This window comes from Streptomyces sp. 13-12-16 (assembly GCF_002114215.1).
GTDB lineage: Bacteria > Actinomycetota > Actinomycetes > Streptomycetales > Streptomycetaceae > Streptomyces.
This window is the reverse complement of the sequence record NZ_NCTE01000773.1, coordinates 1,851-6,514: the sequence shown is the minus strand read 5'-3', so window position 1 is coordinate 6,514 and position 4,664 is coordinate 1,851. Positions and strand designations below refer to the sequence as shown.

Genomic DNA, 4,664 nt, shown 5'->3' with positions numbered 1-4,664 from the left:
CGCCCCGGGCGAGCGCCGCGCCGAGACGTTCCTGCGCGCTCTTCAGCCGCCGTGAACGGGCGATCGCCCTGTCCAGCCGGGCGCCGCCGCGCCAGGCGAGGCGGTAGGCCACCAGGTCGCCCAGGACGGAGGCGGTGGCGGCGCACAGCGTCAGCACCAGGATGTCGGGCACGTCGGTCGCGGTGCCCGCGGCCGCCGCCGTGGCCGCGGTGATCACCAGTACTCCGCTCGGCAGGACCGGGAGGAACACGTCGAGCAGGACCGAGAGGGCCACCACCGCATAGATCCACGGGCTGCCGACCAGCGACCCCAGACTCTCCACCCGAACTCCCCCGTGGCTCCCCCGCAGGGCCGCGCCGTGCCGCGCTGACGCGGGGAGCGGCAGGAGGGGCAGGAGTGGCCGATGACAGCCATACAGCGTACGCCCGGTGAGTGACAGAAAGGTCACGGGGGGTTCGCGTGTGCGGTGCCCTGCGTTCCTCCTCCCTTTCCCGCGCGAAGAGGAAGGGCGCCCTCCCCCTTTGCGCAGGGAAGGGCGCCCGTGCGGCCTCGTGGGGAGGACGGTCAGGCCGTCACCGGGGTCCGCTCCGCCTCCCGTTCGCCGTTCGCCGACGAGCGCTTGGTGACCAGGCGGTCCAGGCCGAGGGCTCCGGAGCCGGTGAACACCAGCAGGAGCATGGCCCAGCAGTACATGGCCGCGCCCTCGCCCCTGTTCTCTATCGGCCACAGGGCGTCGGGCTGGTGGACCTTGAAGTACGCGTAGGCCATCGCGCCGGACGAGATGAACGCGGCGGCGCGGGTGCCGAGGCCGAGCATGACCAGGGTGCCGCCGATGAGTTCGATCAGGGCCGCGTACCAGCCGGGCCAGGTGCCGGTCTCGACCGTGCCGCCGCTGCCGTCCGCGCCGCCGAACAGGCCGAGCAGGTCCCTGGCGCCGTGGCAGGCGAAGAGCAGTCCGATGACGATACGGAACATGCCCAGGGCGTATGGCTGGGCGCTGTTGAGGCGTTCGGTCATGTGGGGGGTCTCCTTCGGTCAGGCCGGCCCCCGGGTGGGGCCGGTCCGGGGGGACGGAACCGAGTCGGCTCCCCACGTTAGGTGTCCCTAACCGATACTTGCAAGTTCAACATTTAGCCCTTGGGTTTGTCCTGATTCGACTGTTCGGGTGCCCGCTCCCGCCGGTCAGTGCGGCGTCCGCCCCGTCGTCATGACCGTCGGCGTGACCGAATCCACACCACGGTTCACAGGTGACTCACAGGTTCCGGGTCTCACCGGCTCAGCCGGGTCTCCGTCACGCTCCTGAGGTGCGTCCCGGTCTCCTCCTGCTGCGCGTGCTCCAGTCGCAGCACCGCCGAACGTCCCTGTGTCGTCAGCGTCATGAGCTGGTTGCCGAACCAGGGCCCGCCCGTCCTGCGCCAGGTGACCGGCGGCGGGCCGAGGCGGCCGTGCCGCGCGAACAGGCGGCCGAGGAGCCGGGCGGCCCCGCCCCAGCCCACGCGGAAGCCGAGCCGCATCGACAGCGGAATGGAGTTGTGGACCGGCGAGCAGGTCAGCTGCACCACCCGGGAGTCCGGTCCGGTGCCGTCCGGCCAGCTCGGCTCGGCGACATAGGCGTGGTGGACGTCCCCGGAGAGCACGCACACCGTCGCCGGCGCCTCCGGCCCCGTACCGGTCTCGGCGATCAGCTCCGCCAGCTCGCCGAACGACTCCGGGAAGGCCGCCCAGTGCTCCAGGTCCGCCGCGCGCCGCAGCTTCTCCCCGAGCCGCGCCCAGCGGGCGCCCTTGTCGCCCCGGCACAGCACGGAACTCCACGCCTCGACGTCGTGCACCAGGTGGGGCAGCAGCCAGGGCAGGGACGTGCCGATGAGCAGATGGTCGTAGGAGCCGCGTTCGGCCAGGGCCTGTTCGCGCAGCCAGTCGGCCTCGGTCCGGTCGAGCATGGAGCGCCGGCCCTCCTCCAGGACGCGGGCCGCGCGGCTGTCCACCATCACCAGGCGCACCCGGCCGAAGTCGCGCCGGTAGCTCCAGCGCACGCCGGCCGCGTCCGCCTCGGCCCTGGAGGCGAAGGCGCGCAGCGCGTCGGTGCCGTCGTCGGCCGCCCGGACGGCCGCGTACAGCGGGTCGGCCTCCAGCTCGGCGGGGGAGAGGTTGCCCAGGTGCTGGTGGACCCAGTACGACATCAGGCCGCTGAGGATCCGCTCCCTCCACCACGACGTCTCCCGCATGTCGGCGACCCAGGAGGCGGAGGTGTTCCAGTCGTCGATGACGTCGTGGTCGTCGAAGATCATGCAGGTGGGCACGGTGGACAGCAGCCAGCGCACCTGCGGGTCGAGCCAGGACTCGTAGTAGAGGTGGGTGTACTCCTCGTAGTCCGCCACCTGGCTGCCCGGGGGCTCGTCCAGGTCGCGGCGGGCGGCGAGCCAGGCGCGGGTGGCGTCGGAGGTCTCGTCGGCGTACACCTGGTCGCCGAGGAGCAGCAGGACGTCGGGGCGTTCGCCGCCAGGGTCGGCGGCGATGCGTTTCGCCAGGGCGTCCAGGGCGTCCGGGCCGACCGGGTCGGGCTCCCCGGTGGGCGGCGAGGCCCAGCGGCAGGAGCCGAACGCGATGCGCACGCGGTCGTCCGGGCCCGGGGTGGGGATGACGGACGGCGGGAGCGACGGGAAGGGGTCCTCGGCCGGCGGCCACACCCGGGCGTCGTCCAGGAAGACCTCGTACGGGGTGGCCGTCCCCGGTGTGAGACCGGTGACGTGGACGAGCGCGTAGTGGTGGTCCGCGATCCGGAAGGTGCCGGCCGTCCCGCCGGTCCCGTCCGCGCAGCGCACCTCGACGGTGCCCGGACGGCCGGTCTCGACCCAGATGGTGGCGGACGAGCCGTCGATGTACCTCAGCAGTGGTCCGAGCCGCAGTCCGGCCATGGTGACCCCTTCCTCCGTCGCCCCGTACGGTACGCAGCGACGGAGGCCGCCGGGGAGATTTGCGCACCCGGCAATTCGTCTCAGCAGCTCGCGAGGTGGTTCTGCAGGGCGGACTTCTCGGCGGAGTCGACCGACAGGTCGTAGTGGTACTTCACCTGGACCCAGGCGCGGACGTAGGTGCAGCGGTAGGCCGAGCGGGACGGCATCCAGGTGGCCGGGTCCTGGTCGCCCTTGGACTGGTTGACGTTGTCCGTGACGGCGAGGAGCTGCGGGCGGGTCAGGTCGTTGGCGAAGGACTGGCGCCGTGAGGTGGTCCAGGAGCCGGCGCCGGAGTCCCAGGCCTCGGCGAGCGGGACGAGGTGGTCGATGTCGACGTCGGAGGCGGCGGACCAGGTGGCGCCGTCGTAGGGGGAGTACCAGCTTCCGCTGGTGGCGGCGCAGGAGGAGTCGGTGACGACGCCCGAGCCGTCGCGCTTGAGGACGGTCTCGCGGGTGTTGCAGGTGCCGGACTGGGTGATCCAGTGCGGGAAGAGGTCGCGGTCGTAGCCGGTGCGGTTCTCGGTGCGGACGTCGAGGGCGGCGAGGTAGCCGCGGGCGGTGGCGGCGCTGACCGGGGTGGGGAGGGCGGCGGAGGCGGCCGGTCCGTTGAACAGGCCGACGGAGGCTATGAGTCCGGTGAACGCCGCGACCGTGCTGAGCTGTCGACGCGCGTAGAACTTCGGCATGTGAACTCCCTTGTGGGGTGGGGCCGTTGACGTGCGGGCAGGGGAATGCTCGGCACGCCGGGTGGCCGGGAGGGGTGGATCCGGTAAGAAGCTAATGACGCGCGCATGACACGTCTACGGTTCAGGCGTGAAATTTCCGCGTACGAGGTCCGGCGCGGTCCTCGCGTACCATGGGCGGTGCAGAAGGGGAGTAGCTCTTCGCCGGACCGTCGACATACTGCTCAGCTCGCCTGAGCCGGCGCCCGGAGGCGGACCTCGCGGTGCGGGGTCGGCCAGCGAGACCTTCGGCAAGCAGTGCACGCCCGTGCCGTACGGCACGGGTGCCGCGTGTGCTGCCGTGCCGAGGTGTCCCGTGGAATCGCGCAGCACTCTCGGCGGGGCAGTCCCGACCGATTGAGGAACCGTTGATCAGCCTGACCGTGACGGCCGTCGTCTTCGGCGTCGTCTTCCTCGCCGAACTGCCGGACAAGACCGCGCTCGCCGGCCTCGTCCTCGGCACCCGCTACCGCGCCTCCTACGTCTTCGCCGGTGTCGCCGCCGCCTTCGCGCTGCACGTCGTGCTCGCGGTGGCGGCCGGAAGCGTGCTCACGCTGCTGCCGCAGCAGATCGTGCACGCGATCACGGGTGTGCTCTTCCTGGGCGGCGCGGCGGTGCTGCTGATGAAGAAGGGCGAGGACGAGGAGGAGGTCCGCAAGCCGGAGAACCAGTCCTTCTGGAAGGTCTCCGGGGCCGGGTTCATGCTGATCCTGGTCGCCGAGTTCGGCGATCTGACGCAGATCATGACGGCCAACCTCGCCGCCCGCTACGACGACCCGCTCTCCGTCGGCCTGGGCGCGGTGCTCGCGCTGTGGGCGGTCGCCGGGCTCGGCATCGTCGGCGGGAAGGCGCTGATGAAGCGGGTTCCGCTGAAGCTGATCACGCAGATCGCCGCGCTGCTGATGCTGGGTCTGGGCGTGTGGAGCCTGTGGGAGGCGATCGCCGGGTGACGCCCCGCCGCGCGGGTCTCCCGCGGTGACGGCGGGAC

At 71.8% G+C, this 4,664-nt stretch carries 4 protein-coding genes and 1 pseudogene; 1 reads left to right on the top strand and 4 read right to left on the bottom strand.

Annotated features, from left to right (window positions below):
- From B7767_RS28555 to B7767_RS28540, 4 genes and pseudogenes are all read right to left on the bottom strand, one after another.
- Positions 1 to 322 (bottom strand): annotated as a pseudogene (locus tag B7767_RS28555) (hypothetical protein); the annotation flags it as partial.
- 242 nt (positions 323 to 564) lie between these two features.
- The gene (locus tag B7767_RS28550) at positions 565 to 1,017 is read right to left on the bottom strand and encodes a DoxX family protein (RefSeq protein WP_085574686.1); all 453 of its coding nucleotides are present in this window, start codon (positions 1,015 to 1,017) and stop codon (positions 565 to 567) included.
- A gap of 251 nt (positions 1,018 to 1,268) precedes the next feature.
- Positions 1,269 to 2,915 (bottom strand): alkaline phosphatase D family protein, encoded by a 1,647-nt coding sequence (locus B7767_RS28545; protein WP_085574685.1) that lies wholly within the window; start codon positions 2,913 to 2,915, stop codon positions 1,269 to 1,271.
- Between the two features lie 80 nt (positions 2,916 to 2,995).
- The gene (locus B7767_RS28540; protein WP_085574684.1) at positions 2,996 to 3,640 is read right to left on the bottom strand and encodes an HNH endonuclease family protein; all 645 of its coding nucleotides are present in this window, start codon (positions 3,638 to 3,640) and stop codon (positions 2,996 to 2,998) included.
- 404 nt (positions 3,641 to 4,044) lie between these two features.
- On the opposite strand from B7767_RS28540, the gene B7767_RS28535 reads away from it, so the two are divergent.
- Positions 4,045 to 4,626: a TMEM165/GDT1 family protein gene (locus tag B7767_RS28535; protein ID WP_085574683.1), complete on the top strand. Its 582-nt coding sequence runs from the start codon at positions 4,045 to 4,047 to the stop codon at positions 4,624 to 4,626.
- The last annotated feature ends 38 nt before the right edge of the window (positions 4,627 to 4,664 follow it).

Excerpts from the sequence above, each read along its gene's own strand:
- B7767_RS28545 (WP_085574685.1), bottom strand. The coding sequence starts at position 2,915 with ATGGCCGGACTGCGGCTCGGACCACTGCTGAGGTACATCGACGGCTCG.
- B7767_RS28540 (WP_085574684.1), bottom strand. The coding sequence starts at position 3,640 with ATGCCGAAGTTCTACGCGCGTCGACAGCTCAGCACGGTCGCGGCGTTC.
- B7767_RS28550 (WP_085574686.1), bottom strand. The coding sequence starts at position 1,017 with ATGACCGAACGCCTCAACAGCGCCCAGCCATACGCCCTGGGCATGTTC.